Consider the following 20,620-nt stretch of genomic DNA (forward strand, 5'->3'; position numbering starts at 1 on the left):
CTCGATGCTCGAATGGATTACTAATACTATCAGTTCCTTGGGTTACGTAGGCATTGCGTTGTTAATGTTCGTAGAGAACTTATTTCCCCCGATTCCCTCAGAATTGATTATGCCCCTGGCGGGATTTACCGCTAGAGCAAATCCCGACAAGTTAAATTTTTTTGGGGTCTTTTTTGCCGGAGTTGTCGGTTCTGTAGCTGGCGCACTTGTATGGTACTATCCTGGTAAGTTTTTGGGCGAACAGCGCTTAAAAAGGTGGGCTGATCAGTACGGCAAGTGGTTAACCATATCCAGCAAAGATATTACCAAAGCAAAGCACTGGTTTGATTCTCAAGGTAGCAAAGCAGTGTTAATTGGTCGTCTTGTACCGGGAATCCGTACTTTGATTTCCGTACCGGCAGGCATTAGCAATATGCCTTTGCTACCATTTTTATTTTATACAACCTTGGGTAGTGCTGCCTGGGTAGGTTTGTTAACATACTCAGGATACGTGTTGGGTAGCCAGTATGAACTTGTGGACAAGTACCTTGCGCCAGTATCAAAAATTGTGCTTGGGAGCTTGGTTTTGGCATTTGTGGTCTGGATACTCAAGCGTAGGCGAAAAAAGACTAGACACTAAAATACACAACCCTAATTTAAAGTTGTTTTAAAGTTGGGGGGTTACATCTGGTAAAAATTCGCCTACACTATGCCAAATAATGCTGAATTTGCGATCGCCTAACTCAGCGTTAGGCGTATTCGTAGTTACACTTGACGAAACCTAGAATTTCTGGTATCTCGCATGTTTGTATGTAAGATGAGCAAGTTAAATTTTGACAGTTAAGAAAGGACTAGGAGCTTTCATGACAGACCAACCTTCCGCCGCTACCCCAATGAATGCTGCTGCTATCCCTCTCAACAGGGTTTCAGCATCTACCCCAATTAATACTGCTACTACCGCTAAAACAAATGGCGGTTCTGGCAAATCGATTCTCAGTGTGGACTTAGGCAGAACTTCTACCAAGACTTCTGTTAGCCGCGAACCCGGTAATGTGATTTTCATCCCCGCCAATGTCAAACAAATGTCAATGGAGGAAGTCCGGGGGGGTATTTTTGAAGCCCGTGCAACAGATCCTTTAATGGATTTGTGGATGGAATATCAAGGCAGTGGCTTTGCCATCGGTCAACTAGCCGCCGACTTTGGCGCAAATCTCGGAGTCGGTAAATCTAAGGTAGAAGATGCACTGGCTAAAGTTTTGGCTTGTGCTGGCTATTTCAAGCTCAAAGACGAAATTTCTATCGTGTTGGGTTTACCCTTCCTCTCTTTAGAGCAGTTTGAAAAAGAAAAGGCTCAGATCATCAGTCAGCTGACTGGCCCTCACATAATGAACTTTAGAGGTGAAACAGTCTCCCTCAACATCAACAAAGTTTGGGTCATGCCTGAAGGCTACGGTAGTCTTCTCTGGTGTGAAGCTCAACCTAAAAAAAGCGCTTCCAGCCCCGACTTTACCAAAGTATCGGCAGCCATTGTGGATATTGGCCATCAAACAATCGATTTGTTGATGGTAGATAATTTCCGCTTCGCACGAGGAGCTTCTAAGAGTGAAGACTTCGGGATGAGCAAATTCTACGAAATGGTAGCTAAAGAAATTGAGGGCGCAGACAGCCAATCTCTGGCACTCATTTCTGCTGTTAACAAACCCAAGGGAGAGCGTTTTTATCGTCCCAAAGGCTCTAGTAAGCCCGCTAACCTTGATGATTTCCTCCCCAACTTGATTGAAATGTTTTCTCGTGATATTTGCAGCCGTGTCCTCGCTTGGCTCCCTGAGCGTGTGACTGATGTGATTATCACTGGTGGCGGCGGCGAATTCTTCTGGGAAGATGTGCAACGTCTGTTAAAGGATGCCAAAATCAACGCTCATTTAGCTGCACCATCTCGCCAAGCTAACGCCTTGGGGCAGTATATTTATGGAGAGGCGCAATTATCCGCCGTTCGCGCTGCTAGGTCTTAAAGCCAATGTTCCAATGGTCAAAAAAAGTAGTTAAATCGGTCACGTTCAACCCAGAAGTTGCAGACGAAAGCTTGTTGTCGCTGGTAGAAAGCCATTTAGAGCCTCAACCAGAAAAGTCTTTTAGCGACCTCTGTAAAGAAGCCCTATGGCAATTTTTATGTGTCCCGGAAGCTGTTAAACCTGCTTCTAAACCAATAGCCGCAGAGTCGGTTGAACAGAAAATCGATGAACTGCACCGCCAAGTGGCTGACCTTGAGGAACGTTTTTTCGCTAAAGAATCGAATCGTTTGGAGGCGATGGAACGCCATATTGTGCAACTCACGCAACAAATGGCGCATCTAGCCATTTTGGTGACAGAGCGACCGCCGATTATTCACCATCAGCCTCCAACTTCACCAGCGCCAGCGCCTGTAGTGTCAACAGTTCCAGCAAAGGAAATGGTTAACACTACCTACGCTGCTACACCTAATGAAGATGTTGACCCTGTGATTAGTCGTCTGAGTCAGTTTCTTGATGATTTTTAAGAGACGGTTTGGATTGTGAGTATTATTATTTTTTGGAGATCCTTAGTAGTGCAGACTATTAAGGATTATTAATTTTTATCATGGCGATCGCCTAACATCTCCAGATCCCCAACTTTTTCAAAAAGTCGGGGATATTAAGTCTACATGATAAATTTAGAGCGATCGCGTTAAATCATCTTCTTCTGTTTCCAGCAATTCCCACATTAGTAATGCCAATTCAATTGCTAGTCCTGAACCTGGGATGAACAAGTCAGCAATTAGGGGAATCAGAAACAACACAACTGCCATCAGTTTCTTAGCTTTCATTTACTTTGCCTCAAACGCTGAAGCAAAGGTAAATTTGGGGTAGTACACGAAAGCAAAAGCAGTTGTCTGTTAGCGGTGATGCGTGAATCTGCTGAGGTTCGAGTTTGGGGATGCTAGATTAAGTTTGGGGAATCCCGAAACTTTGTCGCAAATTTGGGCAAGAATAAGCGATGGCGCGTGTTAGCTATGGTGAAGAAGTTGAAGCGCGGGTAAGGAAACTTTTAGAAAGGTTTTTGGCTTATGCCAATGATGAGTTAGAAGACAGTGAACTTTATAAAATTGCTCTTAATTGGGAAACACCGCAGCAAGTAATAGTCAGAACACAGCTAAGAGTTTTGGCGGAACTTAGCGGTTTTACTCAACAGCAACTAAAAAAGCAAAAAACTAAAGATAAAGCTGACAAAGCAGCCAATAACCAAGCTGGAGAAGCATTAAAACGACTAGAAGACTTTCTAGGCATTCTCGAAGATTTGCGCGAACACAAGCGAGGCTCAGAAGATTGGCATTTTCGACTGACTCTTTGGCATGATAAAAGCCACAAAGAAGAGAATTTGCATAAATTTGATGCAGAATGGCAACGCCGACGAGAAGAATTACCCGGTGTGCAGCGTGAGAAAAGTAAAAAAACTCAACCCAAGCCTACCCGTTACGAAAATATTCCCTTGAGTGGTGTGGTGGAGTTTGTTGGACGTGAAACGGAATTGCAAAAACTCCATCGTTTCTTGCAGGATAATCAACAGGTAGCTATTGCAGCTATTGCAGGGATGGGTGGAGTCGGGAAAACAGAATTAGCTTTGCAATATGCCAATTCGCACCGCGTTACTTATCAAGGCGGAATTTGCTGGTTGTCTGCATTGCAGGATGTGGGAGTGCAACTGGTGGATTTTGCTCGTAATAAGCTGCAATTGAACATCCCAGATTATTCAGAGTTAGCTCCGAGAGTACAATTCTGTCTGACAAAATGGCCTGAAGGTGAGGTTTTACTGGTAATTGATAACGTCACTAACTATCGAGATGAAGTTCGGTGTTATTTAGATTCGGTTCCGGCTCGGTTTAAGCAGTTAATTACCACGCGGGAGAAATTACAACCGCCAATAGTGCGATTAGATTTAGATGTGCTGACACCACTCGCGGCGATGCAGTTATTAAAATCCATAATTGGTAGGGAACGACTGCGACGTGAGCCGTTAGTTGCGAGAAAGCTTTGTAAGTGGTTGGGATATTTGCCACTGGGGTTGGAATTAGTCGGGCGTTATTTGTTGGGTGATGAGGAATTATCTTTAGCAGAAATGCTGCAAGACTTGGAAAAAGAGCGTTTGAAAAATCTGGCTTTAGTTGAAGTTCCCCAAGAAATGAAGACTGAATTGGGTGTTGCTGCTGCTTTTGAGTTAAGTTGGCGACGGTTGCGAGAAAATGCCCAACATTTAGGCTGTGTTTTGAGTTTATTTGCCTTAGCTCCCATTCCTTGGGAATTGGTGGAGAGTATAACAATAAATAATGAGGTTCCAAATTGGAAACAAACCAGACGTGAGTTGTTACAGTTACATCTAGTTCAGTCCAAAGGTGAGGGAATTTATCAACTGCATCCTCTGTTGCGGGAGTTTTTTAAAGATAAGCTGGAAGGTTTAGAGCAGAAAGAGGAATTTAAGCGATCAATTTGCAAGGTAATGGTAGCAGTTGCTAAAAATATTCCTGAAATTCCCATCCTTGAGCAAATCGCCGCCTTGTCCCCCGCCATACCTCACATATCAGAAGTAGCGAATCATCTCATTCAATACGTTAGCGACGAAGATTTGATTTGGGCATTTGTTGGCAACGCTCGATTTTATAAAGGTCAGGGATTGTATGACAAAGCAGCACCTTGGCGTGAGCAGTGTCTAGAAATCACTAAAAAACGCTTGGGAGAAGAACATCCAGATGTCGCCACTAGCCTCAACAACCTTGCGGATCTCTATTACTCCCAAGGCAGATACAGCGAAGCAGAACCTCTTTGCATCGATGCTTTGGCACTTACGCTCAAGCTGCTGGGAGAAGAACATCCAGATGTCGCCAATAGCCTCAACAACCTAGCGGAACTCTACCGTTCCCAAGACAGATATAGCGAAGCCGAAGCCCTTCATATTCAAGCTTTGGCACTCAGGCGCAAGCTGCTAGGAGAAGAACATCCAGATGTCGCACAAACCCTAAACAACCTAGCGGTACTCTATCGTTTCCAAGGCAGATACAGCGAAGCCGAAGCCCTTCATATTCAAGCTTTGGCACTCAGGCGCAAGCTGCTGGGAGAAGAACATCCAGATGTCCTCACTAGCCTCAACAATCTAGCGTTACTCTACTATGGACAAGGAAAATACAGCGAAGCAGAACCCCTTTACATCCAAGCTTTAAAACTCAGGCGCAAGCTGCTGGGAGATGAACATCCAGATGTCGCCAATAGCCTCCACAACCTAGCGTATCTCTACCGTTCCCAGAGCAGATACAGCGAAGCTGAACACCTTTGCATTCAAGCTTTGGCACTCACGCGTAAGCTGCTGGGAGATGAACATCGAGATGTCGCACAAACCCTCAACAACTTAGCGGCAGTCTACGACTATCAAGGCAGATACAGCGAAGCAGAACCCCTTTACATCCAAGCTTTAAAACTCAGGCGCAAGCTGCTGGGAGATGAACATCGAGATGTCGCACAAAGCCTCAACAACCTAGCGTTACTCTACAATGTCCAAGGCAGATACAGCGAAGCAGAACCCCTTTACATCCAAGCTTTAGCACTCACGCGCAAGCTGCTGGGAGATGAACATTCGGAAGTTGCTGCTTGTCTCTACAACCTAGCGTATCTCTACCATGACCAAGGCAGATACAGCGAAGCCGAAGGCCTTAACATTCAAGCTTTGGCACTTAGGCGCAAGGTTCTAGGAGAAGAACATCCAGATGTTGCACAAAGTCTCAATAACCTAGCGGCACTCTACCGCGATCAAGGCAGATACAGTGAAGCCGAACCCCTTTACATACAAGCATTAGATATTTTTGAGCGTCGATTAGGCGCAAATCATCCTAATACCGTTGCTGTGCGTAAAAGTTTAGCAGATTTGCGCGATCGCCCCAACTCACAACAGTAAAATTCAAGTTCCCAACCTCATCAATCAAGCTTTTATCTCCAAGTTTCGTGTTCCAACTGAGAATGTTCTTGTTCTAAACGAGAATATTCCTGTTTCAAACGAGAATGTTCTTGTTCTGAGGTGAAATGATGGTGTTCTAAAGGCGATCGCTTGGCAAAAAAGCATTACTCAAAAACATCAAACCCCTTCTCATTTTTCAATTTTCTGTCAAAAGTTACTGTAAAACTACAACCAAAATTTTGAGCGATCGCACCAATTAAATAATCAGAAAAATCAGCCTTTCCTTGTTGAAATCGCTGCAATGCTTGATAAATTACAGAGCGATTTTCAAACTCAAACGTCGAAGATTGCAACATCAAATTTATAGCATTGCTAATTTCTTCTCTACTAAATTGATAAGGCTTTCCTCGTAAAACCCAAACCAATTCACAAAGAACTATATTCGCTACAAAACATTGCTCTCCGCTTTCGATAATTTCACTAGCCTGTTGCCATTGCTTTTCATCATCCTTTGTTAAATAGCGCACTAAAATATTTGTATCAACTGCAATCACTGGCACCTTCTTGAATTGCTGTTTCCATTTCTTCTAAAGTTGCACTTTTGGTTCCCGGACGATGTAAAATTCCAGATAAAGTTTGCACAGGAACATTGAGTGGAATTAACTTGACTGCACCATTTTCATCAATAACAAAATCAACTTTACTGCCTGCATCAAGATTAAGATAATTCCTAATTTCTTTAGGAATAGTTACTTGTCCTGTAGTGGTGATGATAGTGCTAACCATTACACACGTTCCTCATAGGCTTTTTCTTGGCATTATGATAACAAATATCAGCGATCGCTTTACCTTTTTACTCGAAGTTTCGTGTTCTGAGGGGGAATGATGGAGTTGTGAGAGCGATTCTTTTACTTAAATTAGAGAATCATCAGCAATATAGCAAAACATTACTCAACTAAATTCAGTATCATAAATTGCACATTTATAGTGCATCTGTAATTTCTATGTCAAAACAAGCCGATATTAGCACCAAACGCCTAATTAGCCTTGCACCTAACAATTGGGTAAAATGGGTAACACAAATTCCTGATATCGTTGCTGGAGAAATCCTCAATTCTGAATTTCAGTGGATTAGTAGAGAAAGTGATGTACTGATCCGCGCCGAAAGTCAGGAGTATGGGAAATTTCTCGTCCTCAATGAATTGCAATTGCGCCATAGCCCCGAAATGCCACGAAGGATGCGGGCGTATGCAGGGTTAGCAGAAGAAAAATATAAATTACCTACTTATCCTGTACTCATCAATATTCTCAAAAACAGTGATGTAGAAATACCTACAAAATACGAGTCTAATATTGCTGGGTTACAAGTACGGCAAGATTACCGCGTTATTAACCTCTGGGAAGTAGATGTTAGCATTGCCTTTGAACAACCTTTACCCTCATTACTTCCATTTGTGCCAATTCTTAAAGGTGGTCAAAACGAGTCTACAATTCGAGAAGCATTGCGTTTATTGCAAAGAGATGAACAATTAAATCAACTCGAAACTGTCTTGGCGTTTTTTGCTACGTTTGTATTAGATAGTGCTTTAGTCCAACAAATTATGAGGTGGGATATGACAGTATTACGTTCTTCGCCTTGGTATCAAGAAATTCTGCGAGACGATAGGCTATCCAGCATCGAATTAACTCTAGAAGTAAAATTTGGCAATGAAGGATTGAATTTCATGCCAAAAATCTCTCAAATATCTGATATTGAAGAACTCAAGGCAATTCAACGTTCTATCCTCATTGCTCAAAATTTGGACGAGTTGAAGCAAGTACTCAAAAGATTAGAAAATGACAATTAAAGCTATTAAGATAAATTAGTGAAAACTTACCGATGAATCAAGAATTAACTCAAGCGTAGGCGTAGCCCGCCGCAGGCATCGCCTCCGAAATTCAGTTATTTCAGAATATCGAACAGAAAGAAAACTTTCTTTTTTTACTCGGTGCTTTAACTGCTAAAGTAATTAGCTTAAAAAAAGCTGCGGAAGTCATGCAGCTAGAACCAGCAGAATTACTCAAAATTTTAGACCTGATGGGTATTGAGTTTTCCTATCTCTGTGAAGAAGATGTTGCTTTAGAAAAAAGCTGGTGAATGAATGCAGATTGTTCTTAATTCATCGCCTCTGATTTTTTGTCATCTCAGCAATCAGCACTGAGCAACAGACTCTTTTTTTACTCGATTTACTGAACAAGTGCTAAAATCCTCAGATGGACAGTTAGGATAACCCAATGCCAGTTGTAGCTAACGCAATCAAATTTGGTACAGATGGCTGGCGAGGCGTAATTGGTGAAGAATTCACCTTTGAACGTCTTGCTCTGGTAGCGCCAGTAGCCGCTAAAGTCTTATATGATAATTATTTCTCTACAGTTGGTAGCCGGACTATCATAGTCGGTTATGATCGCCGATTTATGGCGGAAGACTTCGCTCGTGCTGTTGCTGATGCTGTTACCGCCGTCGGATTTGATGTTTTGCTGAGTGAATCATTCGCCCCAACTCCGGCTTTTAGCTGGGCTGCTAAACAACTCAATGCGTTGGGGGCGTTAGTAATTACAGCTAGTCATAATCCTGGCTCATATTTAGGGTTAAAAGTCAAGGGATATTTTGGTGGTTCGGTATCACCAGAAGTTACCAAAGATATTGAAGCATCATTATCGCAAGGAGTCGAAAAAGCAGCTACTCCTGGGAAGTTAGAGAAGTTTGACCCCTGGCCTAGTTACACCGCAGGACTACAAGGTAAAGTTGATATTGCCAAAATCCGAGAAGCGATCGCCTCTGGTAAGCTGACAGTATTCGCTGATGTGATGCACGGTGCAGCAGCAGGCGGACTAGCAAGATTATTAGGTGATCAAGTTAAGGAAATCAACAGCAACCGTGACCCGCTATTTGGTGGCGGTGCGCCGGAACCATTACCAAAATATCTTTCTGGCTTATTTGAAGTTATTAAAAGTCACAAACAAACCAATCAATCTGGTTTAACTGTTGGTTTAGTATTTGATGGAGACTGCGATCGCATTGCAGCAGTAGATCAAGACGCTAACTTCTTAAGTTCGCAGATATTAATCCCCATATTAATTGACCACTTAACTTTGCGACGTGGTTTTACGGGTGAAATCATCAAAACAGTCAGTGGTTCTGATTTGATTCCTCTTGTAGCAGCACTCCACAATTTGTCATTGTTTGAAACACCAGTCGGTTACAAATATATTGCTGATAGAATGTTAGTCTCCCAAGTATTACTGGGTGGCGAAGAATCTGGTGGTATCGGCTATGGAAGCCACATTCCCGAACGGGATGCGCTACTTTCTGCATTGTATGTATTAGAAGCAGTTGTCGAATCTGGGCAAGATTTGGGCGAATATTATTCCTACTTGCAACAACAAGTAGGCTTTAACTCTGCATACGATCGCATTGATTTACCCTTAGCTAGTATGGAAGTGCGATCGCGTCTTTTACAACAACTGCAAACCCAACCCTTAACAGAAATTGCGGGTAAAGCAGTTATTGATTGTCAAACAATCGACGGTTATAAATTCCGCCTCGCAGACAAAAGTTGGTTAATGATTCGTTTCAGCGGTACTGAACCAGTTTTGCGCCTCTACTGCGAAGCCGCAACAATCGAACAAGTACATCAAACCCTTGATTGGGCGAGACAGTGGGCAGGATAATATCAGTGAACAGTTATCAGTTGTCAGTTATCACATTTAATTGTTAACTGTTAACTGTTAACTGTTCACTGAAATATGACTAAATTACTCGTAGTCGCTACAAGCAATGCAGGTAAGTTGCGGGAAATGCAAGCTTATCTGGCTGATTCTGGCTGGGAATTAACACTTAAACCAGAAGAACTAGAAGTTGAAGAAACAGGCGAAACCTTTGCAGCTAACGCTTGTTTAAAAGCCTCCGAAGTTGCTAAAGCTACAGGACAATGGGCGATCGCTGATGATTCTGGCTTAGAGGTAGACGCTTTGAATGGTGTACCAGGCGTATATTCGGCGCGTTATGGCAAAACCGACGCAGAGCGAATTTCGCGGTTATTAACAGAACTAGGTGATGAAAGTAACAGACAAGCACAATTTGCCTGTGCAGTTGCGATCGCCCGTCCTGATGGTGAAATAGTTTTACAATGCGAAGGGATTTGTCGTGGTGAAATTCTTTATGCACCCCGTGGTGATGGTGGTTTCGGCTATGATCCTGTGTTCTACGTTCGCGAAAAGCAATTAACCTTTGCCCAAATGTCCCCAGAGGTAAAAAAATCAGTTAGCCATCGTGGTAAAGCCTTTGCAGCGTTGATACCACAACTGAGTACAATACTGAGTGCTGAGTAAAGTTTCTCATTCCTTATTTTTATAGACGTAGCAATTACCATTCACAAATTACTATGACTATTGCGATCGCACTCAATACAGACTCGATTAACACCTTAGATTTATCCCCCGCTTTAACAGTAATTGAACCACTGCTGCAAGAGGGAGTCGCTGCCTATGAACAGCAATTAAGCTTTGATATTGATTATCCTCTCGAAGCTGGAGATCCCCGCGAACTTTCCGAAATTCCAGAGTTGCGGCTGTGGTTTATTCGCCTAGATGCTAAATATCCCTGGCTACCTTTTTTACTAGATTGGAAAGCCGGAGAATTAGCCCGTTACACCGCCATGCTTGTACCACACCAATTTAGTACTAAAGAAGGCATTCAATATAATCCTGAAGCATTAGAAATATTTTTAATGCACAAAATATTTGTTTTAACTAATTGGTTAAAACAACAAGAAATACCCAGTTCAGCGCGGCTCAAATCTATGGCGCAAACTCTGGGTTATGAATTAGATGATGGTTTTTTTGAGATGTTTTAAATAATAGTTTACAGGCGAATTTTGCTGTTCGCTTGTAAACATAAGATTATTTTATTTACCATTTAAAATAGCAAAAATGAATGACTCGATTTATTCATGACCAATTTGCCAAAGACTATCTAGAAGAACTCCTGAAAACTTATGGGACAGTAGAAGCACCCCGGAGAGTAGCTGGAGAAGTTCGAGAAATTGATGTTTTGTTTTCTCCAGCAATACAACAGAACTCAAACTTAGAATTACTGGGACTATTAGGAAAATTTGCTACTACTCCTGCTCTTTTTGAACCTTTTCGTAATGCAGCATCAAAAGAAGAAATTTGTGATTGCCTTTTGAAACTACTAGAAGTGAGAGGAGAAATCCAAAGAGAAGCAAACCGCAATAAAACCCCAATTCAAGAATCGCAAATTCCCAAATTATGGATTCTTACACCAACAGCATCTACATCACTACTATCAGGCTTTGGTGCTACTCAACAATTAGAATGGTTGACAGGAGTACATTTTTTCCCAGAGTATTTGCGAACAGCGATTGTTGCTATTCATCAATTACCACGTACTCAAGAAACTCTATGGTTAAGGATTCTTGGTCGAGGAAAAGTGCAGAAACAAGCAATTGATGAATTAGAAACGCTACCATCAAATCATCCATTTCGTAGAGCAACGTTAGAATTGCTGTATAACTTGCAGCAAAACTTGGTAATATCCCCCACTCCAGAAGAAGATGATAGGGAATTAATTATGCGACTGACACCGTTGTATCAACAAGATAAAGAACAAGTTAGACAAGAAGGCCGACAAGAAGGCCGACAAGAAGGCCGACAAGAGGGAATTAAACAAGGAGAACGCCTTGTTGTAGAAAATTTACTACAAGTGCGCTTTGGCTCAGTAGACGATGATTTGCAAGCAATTATTGAACAAATATTAGCGCTACCACCAGCCGAATTCACTCCTTTACTTATGCAATTATCACGAGAGGAATTAATTGCAAGATTTAGTAGATAATTTTGATAAATAAAAATGGTGTGGTGCTGACACTGGTTAGTCAGTTTCACCACACCATTTTATTTTGTAGAATTGCTGATGATAGCAATAAAAATAACGATCGCAACAAACAAATTTACAGAACTCAGACTTAGAAGAAGATTCCCAATCTAAAATTCAAAATTGGATTAGCCGCCCCAAATTTTTTCAGAAACTGTTGTAGGCGAAATATCTGCCACTTTCCCAGTCGGGGATTTAATGGCGAGGAATTTTTCACTTTTTGGTAACAACTTCCCTGGATCTGAGGAGCCAAGTATAGCGATGGTATAAGTTTGGGCTGCAATACTCAACTGTAATGCGGCACTTTCGGTAGACAGCATCAAGTTTGCACCTGCAATCATGGCTGTCAACTTACCTGCATTATCAGGCGATGTCACCTTAATTTGTGGACAGGATGCTCGGAGCAATCGCACAAATGTTTCATCATCTGCACCTTGAATCACAACTACAGGCATATCTGGCTGCTTCAGATGAAACTCTTGAATAATCTGCTGCCAATTTTCAACAGGATAGATTTTATCAGCATCTTTAGCTCGCAAGGCTGAGTCAACACCTCCATAAATCAAGACGTAGCCTGTTTCATTCACCCCCAGACGTTTTTGTTCAATTTGTGACCATTCAATATCTGGTTTTGGGACATTTACTGCTAACTCTGGCAAAGGTGTGGTCAGACCTAATGGTTTGAGCAATTCGTGATACGCCGCCGCTACGTATTGGGATGGATTAAACGGCACGGTATGAGTCAGAAAAGCTGCTCCTTTGCCTTTAAAGCCAACACGCATGGGAATCCCCGTTAACCAGAGCATCAGTCCCACTAACCAGCTTTGCCCAAAAGCAATGGCGACATCATACTCGCGATCGCGAATTGTGCCTACCAAGTTACTCCAATCTGCTAGACTGTTACGATCTTTATAATCAAAGGTCAGTACCTCGTGAACAGACTTGCTCACCCGGTAGGCAGCCTTTGACTGGGGTTCCGTAACGACATCTATTTTCGCGTTGGGATAACAACGCTTCAAATCATCTAGAGTCGGAAAGAAGAGAATTTGGTCGCCAATTCCGCCAGGTACAAGGGCTACTACTCGCATAATAATTATTGACGCTTACTCGCTCCTTATTTTAGGGGAATATAGGTATTAGGAAGTATGAAGTCTGAAGTGTAATATCAATGTTATTTCAACCTTTAGTCTTTAGCCTCCATAAGTGCCGTTTTGCGATTGAGGACGCTTGTGTATTTATTAATTCCTGCTGCTGGTGTCGGCAAAAGAATGGGTAGTAACCGGAATAAACTTTTACTTGAGGTACACTCAAAAACTATTATTGCTTGGACTCTGTTAGCGGCTGAAGCGGCGAGTTCTATCAGATGGATGGGAATTATTTCTCAACCTAGTGATTGGTCTGATTTTAAGAACATCATCGCTGATTTGCCTCTAACTAAACCTGTGGAATTTATTATTGGTGGTGCGACGCGTCAAGAGTCGGTTTACAACGGGTTGCAAGCATTACCACCAGAGGCAGAGCAAGTACTAATTCACGACGGTGCAAGATGTTTAGCTACACCAAATTTACTTAACGCTTGTGCCGAAGCAATTCGCTATTGTAGTGGTTTAATTGCGGCTATACCTGTGAAAGACACAATTAAAGTTGTTGATCAAAGTGGCATAATTCAAAGTACCCCTGACCGAAAGTATTTGTGGGCTGCACAAACTCCCCAAGGATTTAATGTCCAGTTATTGAAGCAGTGCCACGCTGAAGGGATTCTTCAAGGCTGGGAAGTGACAGACGATGCGGCTTTATTTGAAAAGTGCGGTATAGAAGTTCGCATTGTGGAAGGTGAGGAGACAAATTTAAAAGTTACCACGCCCCAAGATTTAGCGATCGCAGAATTTATCCTCAGTCATCGAGAAAAAGCTAGGGGCTAGTACTTTTTTTGACTCACAACTTTGAATAATTACGAATCATGAAGCTCTTTCTCGCATTTTGCAACAAAATCTAGTATAATCCCACACACTTGTTCATTGTCCGTTATTAGTCATCCGTTGTCAGTAAAAAGTAACAAATGACTAATGACTAATGACTATTGACAAATGACTATTGACTAAAATCAAATGAAAACAGCTACCGCGACCAAGACAGCGACTAAGATAGAAGCCATTCTCTACTTGAAAGGTAAACCCTTATCCCTCAGCGAAATAGCCGAGTATGCCGCTTGCGATCGCGCCACTGCCCAAGAAGGCATAATTGAACTTATCGACAACTACGCCCGCAGAGATAGTGCTTTAGAAGTGGTGGAAACCACAGATGGTTATAGCCTACAACTGAGGTCTGATTTTCAAGATTTAGTACAAACACTGATTCCGGTAGAATTGGGAGTAGGCGCATTGCGGACATTAGCTGCGATCGCTCTTAATAGTCCCATCCTACAAAGTGATTTAATTAACCTCCGTGGTTCAGGAGTTTACCAACACGTTCCTGAATTAGTCGAACTAGGTTTTGTCAAAAAACGCCGAGATAACGAATCGCGTTCTTACTCCCTACAAATAACACCAAAGTTTCATCAGTACTTCCAAATCGAGCAACTTCCTCAACCATTTGATACTAAAGAACAGCAACTAGAATTAGACCTAACTATTGAAGATGAGTTAGAAGATGTGAGGGAATAGAGGCTAGAAAAGAGATTTTTCCTGTTGAGCTTTGAGTCTTTCCATGAATAGCTGAAGTTGATTTTTATGAAGTGCAGAATTGTCACAAAATCTTTAATTGGAGTTTTATTTCCAACATTATTGTTGTGGATGAATACAACCACTGCTCAGTCGCAGTCTATATCTGTAGAGCAAAAGATAGATAGCACAAAAATAGTACCAGGAGAGCCAATCAAGTATCAACACTTTGGCAATGGAAAACGGATGAGGCGCATACCAGGGAAAGCAGGAAGCACTTGTTTGCGAGGCAGAGGTAAAAATCATCTGACTGTTTTAGTGCCAGAAAATAATCCTATATTGACTACTGTTGAACAACCAAAATTATTTTTCTATCTTCCCAAAACTGCCAAAACCTCTGTACTAGGATTTGAGTTTTTTGTAGAAGATGCCGCTCAAAAAGTAATTTATCAAAAAAAGTATAAGGTTAATCAGAAACCGGGAATTTTTAGCCTTAATTTACCTGCTAATAAAAATCAGCGATTACTCGAAGTTAGTCAGGAATATAATTGGTATTTAACAGTTATTTGTAATCGCGCAGATCGTTCTCTTGATCTCGTTGTGGGTGGAATTATCAAACAAATTGTCCCTGACAAAGAGTTGACGAATAAGTTAAAGAAAGCTTTGCCAAGAGAACGTGCGGCTTTATATGCAGCCAATGGCATTTGGTACGATAGTTTGGCTATCCTCGCGCAGTTGCGCCGTCAGCGTCCAAATGATGCTGCTTTGCAAAGAGATTGGCAAAGTCTTTTAGAGTCAGTCAAATTAGCAAATATCGTCCCAGAGCCTTTATTGGGTGAGTTAGAAATTGAGTGAAAACATTTTTTAGTGGCATTTCATAAAGGGCGTTGTGAAAAATCCTGATGAAGTACAGAATTATTAAAAAATCTCTAATTGGAATTTTATTTTTAACATTATTGTTTTGGATGAATGCAACCACCGCTCAGTCACAATCTATGCCTGTAGAGCAAAACATAGATAGCATAAAAATAGAACCAGGAGCGCCCATCAAATATCAACACTTTGGCAACGGAAAGCGGATGAGGCGGATACCAGGAGGAGTAAGAGTGTATTGTTTGTTAGGCAGAGATAAAAATAATTTTACTGTGTTAGTCCCAGAAAATAATCCTGTACTGACTACAGTTGAGGGTCCCAAACTATTTTTCTATATTCCCAAAACTGCCAAAACCACTGTACAAGGATTTGAGTTTTTTGTAAAAGATGCTGCTCAAAAAGTAATTTATCAGCAAAAATATAAAGTTAATCAGCAACCAGGAATTTTTAGCATTGATATACCTGCTGATAAAAATCAGCCATTACTTGAAGCTGGTCAAGAGTATCATTGGTATTTAGGCGTGATTTGTCAACCTCAAGACCGCGCTCGTGATCAAGTTGTAGGTGGAACTATCAAACAAATTGTCCCTGACAAAGAGTTGACTAATAAGTTAAAAAAAGCTTCGCCAAGAGAACGTGCGGCTCTCTATGCAACTTCCGGTATTTGGTACGATAGTCTGGCTATCCTCGCACAGTTACGTCGTCAACGTCCAAATGATGCTGCTTTACAAACAGATTGGCAAAGTCTTTTAGAGTCAGTCAAATTAGCAAATATTGTCCCAGAGCCTTTAGTGGGTGAGTTAGAAGTAGATACAACAAAATAATCTAGGTGTAGGTTGGGTGGAGGAACTGAAACCAACATTCTCAAGAATTTGTTGGGTTACGCTCTTGCTACACCCAACCTACTATTCTCTTAACTGAACCGTATTGTCCTTTAAGGTAGATATAAAACCCATACCTGTGGAAAAGACGCTACTCTTGTACTATGGTTTAGAGTAGAATTAGCAACTAAGCTAAAAAAGACTGCCAATGGTGTTTGATCCTGACTTTTTGAATGACAACTCCGAGGAACACCCGAATCAACTTCTAAGCGAGAACTTTGAGGAAAACCCCAATCAGTTACTCCAATATTTGCAGCATCAGTCTCCTGATGTTCTAGCGCGTGTCGCCCAGTCTGTCAGCCCCGAAATTAAGCAAATCATTTCCCAAAACGTCCAAGGGCTGGTGGGAATGCTTCCCGCAGAAAACTTCAATGTGCAAATTACTACAGACCGAGATAATCTCGCTGGGATATTAGCATCGGCAATGATGACGGGGTATTTCTTGCGGCAGATGGAGCAAAGAATGCAGTTAGATTATTTATCTGATGGGCAATAGTTAAAAGAGTCAAAGTCAAAAATCTCTAGACTCTGGACTTTGGCCTCTGGACTATTGACTATTTTTTGGGATAAATACCCGACTGCACTTTTAAAGTCTGTATTTTGCCACTGCGGTTGATTTCAAGTACGAGAATATCTCCAACTGTGCTGGACTCTACCAGTTTCTGCACTTGGGCGGCTGTTTTAACTGGCTTTGCGTTAACTTTTTGAATTACGTCTCCAGGGAGCAGTCCTGCCCGTTTTGCTGGGGAGTTATCGAGAACCCCCTTAATCACAACGCCAGTATCTTGCTTGATATTGAGCTTGTTTTCTAGATTAATTTGTTGTTTTTTTGTGGGAGATAAATCTGCCATTTCGATTCCCAAAAAAGGATGATCTACCCGCCCTTTAGTAAATAGTTCTTTGGCAACACGGGCTGCGGTTTCAATAGGAATAGCAAAACCTAATCCTTGGGCATCAGCACGAATGGCTGTATTCACGCCAATTACCTCACCTTGGGCATTTAATAAAGGCCCACCCGAATTACCTGGGTTAATAGCCGCATCAGTTTGGATGAAACTCACGCGTTTCTCTGGGACACCAACTTGTGCGCTCGTGCGGTCTGTAGCGCTAATAATACCAATGGTAACAGTGTTATCTAAACCGAGAGGATTGCCAATAGCGATCGCCCATTGTCCAGGAATCAAATTTTGAGAATTGCCCAGCTTCACCGTCGGCAATTTATCCCCAGGAATTTTCACAACTGCCACATCTGTAATCGTATCAACGCCTAATACTTTTCCCTCAAAAGTGCGACCATCTTTGAGGGTAACTTGAACGGTATCGGTATCAGCTACAACGTGGGCATTTGTCAGCAATTCACCATTTTGGCTCAAAATAAATCCTGACCCTGTACCGCGCTCAATGCGTTCTTGGGGAATTGCTTGCTCTTCTTCACCAAAAAAGCGGCGTAATAGAGGATTTTTCAAAGCTTCTGAGATGGGATTTGCTACCTTGCGAGTTGCATTAATGCGAACTACTGCCGGGCCTACTTTCTGCACTGCCGTGGCAATAAAATTTACATTATCTCCACCAGTAGTTCCAATATTCCCGCTGGGAGCTAATGGGGTGACAGATTCTGGAGGTAAAGCTGCCGTCACATTTCTTAACTCTCGAAACGAGTGATTTTGTGTCAGGAGATAGCGACTACCAAACAGACCTGCACCACCACCAACCAAGAGTAAAGATAAATAAATAGCCAGTTGCTTCAAAGATAAATTCATAATAATTACGCTTAAGGACAGCAATGCAGTTGCTAATTTCTAAGTGTAGTCAAGCAATTGGTCAGTGGACAGATAAATTTAACATAGAGTTGCTTAATAAATATTGAAACTTAGACATTGGTGATTAGGCGAGAGCTTGACGCGTTGAGAGAATCACCAACATCCATTTATAGTTATACGGCTAATATTTCTGGGAAGACTAGTCTTAATTGATCAAGATTAGATCCCTAGAATGTCATGACAGTTGTTTCCTGTGACGAAGAAGCGAGAAAAATGGATAGTTGCGCTGATGTAGCTGCGCCAATTTCTGGCTATCTCATGGCTAGGAACATTTCTTCTAGGGGTCGGACTTTAGTTTATTGGGTATTCATTATGCTGACTAATTCCCCATTGTATTCAAACAGTTTATGGAATTATTTACACGCGATCGCCTGGAAATTCTCAAGAGGTTGTGCCTTCAAAGCACAATTTTCTTAAAAAATGTGCATATTGAACAAAATATCCCACCGCAACTGGTACAAAGCGAAAACTTAGTAGCAGGGGCGGGGCGAATTTCTATGGATGAGGTGTTTTATGTCCATAGTTAGTCTGAGAAAAATTCTCAACAAAAAAGAGATGCCGTCTCTACTTCAGAGCTTAGCCAGCCAAATCAACAGCGCCATTGATATTGAACTGGTAGACGGCACACAACTAATCAGTATTGGAGAACAAACTAGCAAAAACCGCTATCCCATTGAGGTATCAGGAGAAAACATCGGTTGGGTAGTTGGGGAAGAACAGACAAACACGGTCGCTACCTTGCTCTCGTTGCTGGCAAAACAAGAAGCCGAAAAAAAAGAACTAGCGAAAGAATTACTAGAGCGATATCAGGAAATTGATTTGTTTCAAGATATCTCGACTCAACTGACGACGAGTTTGGATACGCGCCAAATTGCCCAACTTGTGCTTCAGGAGATGAGTCAATTAATTGCATCATCTGCGGGAGTGCTGATGCTTCTGAGTCCTGATGCAACTACCTTGGAAATTATTGCTGAGTTTGGCAATTTTTTTGACCACCATCCAATAGCATCAGCTAAAGGCATTATTGGCGACATTGTGCAATCTGGTCGTGCAGAACTCGTCAATGATGTACAAGCAGATCCGCGATTATGGGGGAAAAAAAACGTTAATGCGCTGATTTGTGTACCCTTACGAGCCAAAGAACGGATACTAGGAGCGATCGCTATTGGCACAAACAAAATTGACGCATATAAAGCCGAGCATCTCAAACTTGTGAGTATTTTTGCCTCCCAAACCGCAGTAGCCATTGAAAAAGCTGTGCTTTATGAGCAAAGCATTCAAGCAACCGCCCAGGCTAAAGCCCAGACAGAAAGACTCCAACAGGCTCTGCAAGATTTGCAACTAGCGCAAACTCAATTAATCCAAAGCGAAAAAATGTCCAGTTTGGGACAACTCATCGCCGGAGTTGCCCATGAAATCAACAATCCAGTTAACTTTATTTGCGGCAACTTGCGGTGTGTTTCCGAGTATGCACAAGACTTACTGCATCTGCTGTTAGAGTATCAGAAATGCTTTCCTGTAGCTCCTCCAGAACTGGAATCAGAATTAGACAACATCGATTTGGAATTTATTATTCAGGATTTGCCCAAACTACTAGATTCGATGAAACTAGGGAGCGATCGCATCGTCGAAATTGTCAAATCCCTGAAAAACTTCTCTCGTCATGATGAAGCCCAAACGACAGCCATCAACATCCACGATGGAATTGACGGAACACTGATGATTTTGCGCCATCGCCTCAAAGCGGCTACCCATCACCCAGAAATTGCCATTATTAAAGACTATGCCAAACTTCCCCTAATTGAGTGCTATCCCGGACAGTTAAACCAGGTGTTTATGAACATTCTGGCCAATGCCATTGATGCTTTAGAAGAGTCATTTGTCTCAAACGAATCACCAATAATAAATAACATAGGACAAATGACACTCCCGACCATTACCATTCGCACCCAAAACCTAGACAATCAGTGGGTGATCATTCGCATCGCCGACAACGGCCCAGGAATGCCGGAAGAAATTGTAAAACGTATCTATGATCCATTTTTCACGACAAAAGAGATTGGTAAGGGAACTGGCTTGGGTATGGCTATCAGTCACCAAATTATTGTGGATAGACACCGAGGACTTCTCAAGTGTCGTTCTCAACCAGGTCAAGGCACAGAATTCTGGATTCAGATTCCGGTGAATTTTGCAGTAGAAAACCCTGAAGTAAGCGAGGATAGCATAAATTCTGTCTCTAGTAGCGCGATCGCCTCATCAGCCAATATATCGGATGCAGAAGGCTTCATTTCCTCCACCAGTTATATGCTCAACTCAACTGAACTGCTAATCCGCCATAGTCACCTGATTCGGCGACTTTCACAGCAGAGTCCAGATATTGACGCAGCTTCACCGAGCCAAATTTATCTTATGTTTCAACGTCATCCAATTTTATTAAAGCTTTACTCCACCTTGTTGTCCTGGTTTTGTTGTCCTAACCCTACCCAAATCCACCGTTAATCCCAAATCAATAATTCA

The 20,620-nt window shown here is 42.0% G+C and carries 21 protein-coding genes; 16 read left to right on the forward strand and 5 right to left on the reverse strand.

Annotated elements, in window-relative coordinates; genetic code table 11:
* The first annotated feature begins 4 nt into the window (after positions 1-4).
* From NOS7107_RS05180 to NOS7107_RS05190, 3 genes are all read left to right on the forward strand, one after another.
* Complete coding sequence (locus NOS7107_RS05180) at positions 5-619, forward strand: DedA family protein (protein ID WP_015111931.1); 615 nt, start codon at positions 5-7, stop codon at positions 617-619.
* Between the two features lie 223 nt (positions 620-842).
* Positions 843-1,991: a ParM/StbA family protein gene (locus NOS7107_RS05185; RefSeq protein WP_015111932.1), complete on the forward strand. Its 1,149-nt coding sequence runs from the start codon at positions 843-845 to the stop codon at positions 1,989-1,991.
* Between the two features lie 5 nt (positions 1,992-1,996).
* A complete protein-coding gene (locus NOS7107_RS05190; RefSeq protein WP_015111933.1) occupies positions 1,997-2,515 on the forward strand; it encodes a hypothetical protein in 519 nt (172 codons plus the stop codon).
* A gap of 153 nt (positions 2,516-2,668) precedes the next feature.
* On the opposite strand, the gene NOS7107_RS28445 is transcribed toward NOS7107_RS05190, so the two are convergent.
* Positions 2,669-2,821 (reverse strand): hypothetical protein, encoded by a 153-nt coding sequence (locus NOS7107_RS28445; protein ID WP_015111934.1) that lies wholly within the window; start codon positions 2,819-2,821, stop codon positions 2,669-2,671.
* Between the two features lie 170 nt (positions 2,822-2,991).
* Between NOS7107_RS28445 and NOS7107_RS05195 the strand changes: the two genes are divergently transcribed.
* On the forward strand, positions 2,992-5,934 hold the full coding sequence (locus NOS7107_RS05195) for a tetratricopeptide repeat protein (protein ID WP_015111935.1): 2,943 nt from the start codon (positions 2,992-2,994) through the stop codon (positions 5,932-5,934).
* Between the two features lie 164 nt (positions 5,935-6,098).
* On the opposite strand, the gene NOS7107_RS05200 is transcribed toward NOS7107_RS05195, so the two are convergent.
* Both NOS7107_RS05200 and NOS7107_RS05205 read right to left on the reverse strand, forming a co-directional pair.
* Positions 6,099-6,488 (reverse strand): PIN domain-containing protein, encoded by a 390-nt coding sequence (locus NOS7107_RS05200; protein ID WP_015111936.1) that lies wholly within the window; start codon positions 6,486-6,488, stop codon positions 6,099-6,101.
* Complete coding sequence (locus NOS7107_RS05205) at positions 6,475-6,720, reverse strand: AbrB/MazE/SpoVT family DNA-binding domain-containing protein (RefSeq protein ID WP_015111937.1); 246 nt, start codon at positions 6,718-6,720, stop codon at positions 6,475-6,477. The genes NOS7107_RS05200 and NOS7107_RS05205 overlap by 14 nt, the downstream gene beginning before the upstream one ends.
* Positions 6,721-6,938: 218 nt before the next feature.
* Here NOS7107_RS05205 and NOS7107_RS05210 point away from each other — a divergent pair, with 218 nt between their 5' ends.
* From NOS7107_RS05210 to NOS7107_RS05235, 5 genes are all read left to right on the forward strand, one after another.
* Positions 6,939-7,781 carry a hypothetical protein gene (locus NOS7107_RS05210; RefSeq protein ID WP_015111938.1) on the forward strand — a complete coding sequence of 281 codons (843 nt, stop codon included), beginning with the start codon at positions 6,939-6,941 and terminating at the stop codon, positions 7,779-7,781.
* 427 nt (positions 7,782-8,208) lie between these two features.
* Positions 8,209-9,645: a phosphoglucomutase/phosphomannomutase family protein gene (locus NOS7107_RS05220; protein ID WP_015111939.1), complete on the forward strand. Its 1,437-nt coding sequence runs from the start codon at positions 8,209-8,211 to the stop codon at positions 9,643-9,645.
* A 75-nt stretch (positions 9,646-9,720) separates the two neighbouring features.
* Entirely contained in the window at positions 9,721-10,305 is a 585-nt protein-coding gene (rdgB, locus tag NOS7107_RS05225) for an RdgB/HAM1 family non-canonical purine NTP pyrophosphatase (protein WP_015111940.1), read from the forward strand.
* A 53-nt stretch (positions 10,306-10,358) separates the two neighbouring features.
* Positions 10,359-10,829, forward strand: coding sequence for a CRR6 family NdhI maturation factor (locus NOS7107_RS05230; protein WP_015111941.1), 471 nt, complete (start codon positions 10,359-10,361; stop codon positions 10,827-10,829).
* A gap of 80 nt (positions 10,830-10,909) precedes the next feature.
* Positions 10,910-11,830 (forward strand): Yae1 family protein, encoded by a 921-nt coding sequence (locus tag NOS7107_RS05235; RefSeq protein ID WP_015111942.1) that lies wholly within the window; start codon positions 10,910-10,912, stop codon positions 11,828-11,830.
* A gap of 167 nt (positions 11,831-11,997) precedes the next feature.
* Here NOS7107_RS05235 and NOS7107_RS05240 read toward each other — a convergent pair whose 3' ends face one another.
* Positions 11,998-12,957, reverse strand: a complete 960-nt coding sequence (locus NOS7107_RS05240; RefSeq protein ID WP_015111943.1) for a glycosyltransferase family 9 protein — start codon at positions 12,955-12,957, stop codon at positions 11,998-12,000.
* Positions 12,958-13,098: 141 nt separating this feature from the next.
* Here NOS7107_RS05240 and ispD point away from each other — a divergent pair, with 141 nt between their 5' ends.
* The 5 genes from ispD (at position 13,099) to NOS7107_RS05265 (ending at position 16,779) form a co-directional block, all read left to right on the forward strand.
* Positions 13,099-13,791 carry a 2-C-methyl-D-erythritol 4-phosphate cytidylyltransferase gene (ispD, locus tag NOS7107_RS05245; RefSeq protein WP_015111944.1) on the forward strand — a complete coding sequence of 231 codons (693 nt, stop codon included), beginning with the start codon at positions 13,099-13,101 and terminating at the stop codon, positions 13,789-13,791.
* A gap of 186 nt (positions 13,792-13,977) precedes the next feature.
* Positions 13,978-14,532, forward strand: coding sequence for an SMC-Scp complex subunit ScpB (gene scpB, locus NOS7107_RS05250; RefSeq protein ID WP_015111945.1), 555 nt, complete (start codon positions 13,978-13,980; stop codon positions 14,530-14,532).
* Between the two features lie 66 nt (positions 14,533-14,598).
* Positions 14,599-15,384 carry a DUF928 domain-containing protein gene (locus NOS7107_RS05255; protein WP_015111946.1) on the forward strand — a complete coding sequence of 262 codons (786 nt, stop codon included), beginning with the start codon at positions 14,599-14,601 and terminating at the stop codon, positions 15,382-15,384.
* A 47-nt stretch (positions 15,385-15,431) separates the two neighbouring features.
* The gene (locus tag NOS7107_RS05260) at positions 15,432-16,226 is read left to right on the forward strand and encodes a DUF928 domain-containing protein (RefSeq protein ID WP_015111947.1); all 795 of its coding nucleotides are present in this window, start codon (positions 15,432-15,434) and stop codon (positions 16,224-16,226) included.
* 205 nt (positions 16,227-16,431) lie between these two features.
* Entirely contained in the window at positions 16,432-16,779 is a 348-nt protein-coding gene (locus NOS7107_RS05265) for a DUF760 domain-containing protein (protein WP_015111948.1), read from the forward strand.
* Between the two features lie 58 nt (positions 16,780-16,837).
* On the opposite strand, the gene NOS7107_RS05270 is transcribed toward NOS7107_RS05265, so the two are convergent.
* Complete coding sequence (locus tag NOS7107_RS05270) at positions 16,838-18,043, reverse strand: HhoA/HhoB/HtrA family serine endopeptidase (RefSeq protein ID WP_015111949.1); 1,206 nt, start codon at positions 18,041-18,043, stop codon at positions 16,838-16,840.
* A 407-nt stretch (positions 18,044-18,450) separates the two neighbouring features.
* Between NOS7107_RS05270 and NOS7107_RS05275 the strand changes: the two genes are divergently transcribed.
* Together NOS7107_RS05275 and NOS7107_RS05280 are read left to right on the forward strand one after the other, a co-directional pair.
* Complete coding sequence (locus tag NOS7107_RS05275) at positions 18,451-18,630, forward strand: hypothetical protein (protein ID WP_015111950.1); 180 nt, start codon at positions 18,451-18,453, stop codon at positions 18,628-18,630.
* Positions 18,617-20,602 (forward strand): ATP-binding protein, encoded by a 1,986-nt coding sequence (locus NOS7107_RS05280; RefSeq protein WP_015111951.1) that lies wholly within the window; start codon positions 18,617-18,619, stop codon positions 20,600-20,602. The genes NOS7107_RS05275 and NOS7107_RS05280 overlap by 14 nt, the downstream gene beginning before the upstream one ends.
* Positions 20,603-20,620 lie beyond the last annotated feature (18 nt).

Source organism: Nostoc sp. PCC 7107, from assembly GCF_000316625.1.
Taxonomy (GTDB): Bacteria; Cyanobacteriota; Cyanobacteriia; order Cyanobacteriales; family Nostocaceae; genus Nostoc_B.

Bases quoted from the DNA above. Each gene is read 5' to 3' on its own strand.
- NOS7107_RS05180 (WP_015111931.1), top strand. From the start codon at position 5: ATGCTCGAATGGATTACTAATACTATCAGTTCCTTGGGTTACGTAGGC.
- NOS7107_RS05185 (WP_015111932.1), top strand. From the start codon at position 843: ATGACAGACCAACCTTCCGCCGCTACCCCAATGAATGCTGCTGCTATC.
- NOS7107_RS05190 (WP_015111933.1), top strand. From the start codon at position 1,997: ATGTTCCAATGGTCAAAAAAAGTAGTTAAATCGGTCACGTTCAACCCA.
- NOS7107_RS28445 (WP_015111934.1), bottom strand. From the start codon at position 2,821: ATGAAAGCTAAGAAACTGATGGCAGTTGTGTTGTTTCTGATTCCCCTA.
- NOS7107_RS05195 (WP_015111935.1), top strand. From the start codon at position 2,992: ATGGCGCGTGTTAGCTATGGTGAAGAAGTTGAAGCGCGGGTAAGGAAA.
- NOS7107_RS05205 (WP_015111937.1), bottom strand. From the start codon at position 6,720: ATGGTTAGCACTATCATCACCACTACAGGACAAGTAACTATTCCTAAA.
- NOS7107_RS05210 (WP_015111938.1), top strand. From the start codon at position 6,939: ATGTCAAAACAAGCCGATATTAGCACCAAACGCCTAATTAGCCTTGCA.
- NOS7107_RS05220 (WP_015111939.1), top strand. From the start codon at position 8,209: ATGCCAGTTGTAGCTAACGCAATCAAATTTGGTACAGATGGCTGGCGA.
- rdgB (WP_015111940.1), top strand. From the start codon at position 9,721: ATGACTAAATTACTCGTAGTCGCTACAAGCAATGCAGGTAAGTTGCGG.
- NOS7107_RS05230 (WP_015111941.1), top strand. From the start codon at position 10,359: ATGACTATTGCGATCGCACTCAATACAGACTCGATTAACACCTTAGAT.
- NOS7107_RS05235 (WP_015111942.1), top strand. From the start codon at position 10,910: ATGACTCGATTTATTCATGACCAATTTGCCAAAGACTATCTAGAAGAA.
- NOS7107_RS05240 (WP_015111943.1), bottom strand. From the start codon at position 12,957: ATGCGAGTAGTAGCCCTTGTACCTGGCGGAATTGGCGACCAAATTCTC.
- scpB (WP_015111945.1), top strand. From the start codon at position 13,978: ATGAAAACAGCTACCGCGACCAAGACAGCGACTAAGATAGAAGCCATT.
- NOS7107_RS05255 (WP_015111946.1), top strand. From the start codon at position 14,599: ATGAAGTGCAGAATTGTCACAAAATCTTTAATTGGAGTTTTATTTCCA.
- NOS7107_RS05260 (WP_015111947.1), top strand. From the start codon at position 15,432: ATGAAGTACAGAATTATTAAAAAATCTCTAATTGGAATTTTATTTTTA.
- NOS7107_RS05265 (WP_015111948.1), top strand. From the start codon at position 16,432: ATGGTGTTTGATCCTGACTTTTTGAATGACAACTCCGAGGAACACCCG.
- NOS7107_RS05270 (WP_015111949.1), bottom strand. From the start codon at position 18,043: ATGAATTTATCTTTGAAGCAACTGGCTATTTATTTATCTTTACTCTTG.
- NOS7107_RS05275 (WP_015111950.1), top strand. From the start codon at position 18,451: ATGGAATTATTTACACGCGATCGCCTGGAAATTCTCAAGAGGTTGTGC.
- NOS7107_RS05280 (WP_015111951.1), top strand. From the start codon at position 18,617: ATGTCCATAGTTAGTCTGAGAAAAATTCTCAACAAAAAAGAGATGCCG.